The organism is Promineifilum sp. (SeqCode), assembly GCF_041918635.1.
Taxonomy (GTDB): domain Bacteria; phylum Chloroflexota; class Anaerolineae; order Promineifilales; family Promineifilaceae; genus Promineifilum.
Genome location: NZ_JAYRVJ010000655.1, coordinates 1 through 1,788, shown reverse-complemented (window position 1 = coordinate 1,788; position 1,788 = coordinate 1). Strand labels below are relative to the sequence as shown.

The following is a 1,788-nucleotide window of genomic DNA, read 5'->3' as shown; positions in this document are numbered from 1 at the left end:
TTGCGCCTCCAGATGGGCATCGCGCCCGATACGGTGGTGGTCGGTTACCTGGGGTTGCTGACCGACTACCAGGGCATCCCCCACCTCATCCAGGCGGCGACGACACTGCGGCAGCGCGGCGAGAACGTGCGCTTCCTGATAATGGGGTATCCCGACGTGGAGCACTACCGGCTGATGGCCGAGGCGTGGGGCGCGGCCGACGTGACTACCTTCACCGGGCGCATCCCATTTGACATGGCCCCCTACTTCCTCTCGGCCTGCGAGATTGCCGTCGCGCCCAAGATGTCGAGCAGCGAGGGGAGCGGCAAGCTGCTCAACTACATGGCTATGGCTCAGCCCATCGTAGCCTATGACACGCCGGTGAACCGCGAATACCTGGGCGATCTGGGCGTCTACGCGCCGGCCGGAGAGGCCAGCGCCTTCACCGAGGCCATCGCCGGCCTGCTCCACGACCCGGCGCGCCGAACGCAGTTGGGGGAGCAGTTGCGCCGGCGCGTCATGGGGCGATTCAGCTGGGACGCCGCCGCGGAGCGCATTATCGAAGTTTACGAATCGCTTGACAAGAGAAACAAACTCTTGTAAACTACAGGTTCGCAAGAGTCCACCTCTTGAACGACTACCTGTGGCAGCCGTTAGGAAAGCGATATTCAAATGAACAGGGTGCAAGCTTACGGTTGCACCTTTTCCGTGTAAGGTGGTAGGGAAATAGACCGTTGGCGAAGGCATCTTCGCCGGCCAGGGAGCAGGTGTCAATACATGTCCAGCATTTATACCAAAAGCTACGCCCGTACGACTCGACCGATGGAACTGCCGACGCTCATTGACGTGCAGTTGAACTCGTTCGAGCAGTTTACCGATGAGGGTCTGGCGGAGCTGTTTGACGAGATTTCTCCCATCGAAAGCTTTAACGGCGATCTAAAGCTGTTTTTCCCCAGCAAGCGGCCCGAGGTCGAGGGCTTCGACCTGAAGTACTGGTTCGGCGAACCGAAGTACAATATCGAGGAGTGCGTCGAGCGCGATATGAGCTACGCCGCGCCGCTCTACGTGCGCGTCATGCTCTATAGCACCGACCTGGACCAGCCCATTGTCCAGGACATCTTCATGGGCGATTTCCCGCTCATGACGCCGGCCGGCACGTTCATCATCAACGGCACGGAGCGCGTGGTCGTCAGCCAGTTGATCCGCTCCCCCGGCGCTTACTTCGAGATCGAGGAGGAGCGCACCACCGGCCGCCCGCTGGCGATGGGCAAGCTCATCCCCGACCGCGGCGCGTGGATGGAGTTCGAGACCCGCAAGACGGACTATCTGACCGTCAAGTTCAACCGCAAGCGCACCGTCCCGGTGACGCTGTTCCTGCGCGCCATGGCGGCCATCCCGGATGGGCTGGGCAACCCGCTCATCAGCGAGGGCACCGACCAGGAGTTGCTGGCGCTGTTCGCCGACGTAGATACCAACGGCGAGCACCTCTACATCCAGGGCAGCATCGAGCAGGAGCCGCATTGGGACGAGGAAAAGTCCATCCCGGAGCAGGCGCTCATCGAGTTCTATAAGCGTATGCGCCCCGGCGACCCGCCGACGCTCGACAACGCCTCGCAGTATCTTCAGGAGCAGTTGTACGACAGCCGTCGCTATGATCTGGCGGCCGTGGGCCGCTACAAGCTGAACAAGCGCCTGAACATGCAGGGCGTTGTGCCGCTGGCGCACCGCACCATCACCCAGCACGACATTGTCAACCTGGTGCGCCACATGATCCTGATCAACAACGGCCTGGAAGGGGCCGACGACATC

1 protein-coding gene and 1 pseudogene are annotated in these 1,788 nt (G+C 61.6%); both read left to right on the top strand.

Translation table 11 applies throughout. The features are described from left to right. On the top strand, positions 1-582 hold a 582-nt coding region (locus ACE3UY_RS19230; protein WP_374689096.1), incomplete at its 5' end, for a glycosyltransferase. A 174-nt stretch (positions 583-756) separates the two neighbouring features. After that, positions 757-1,788 (top strand): annotated as a pseudogene (locus tag ACE3UY_RS19225) (DNA-directed RNA polymerase subunit beta); the annotation flags it as partial.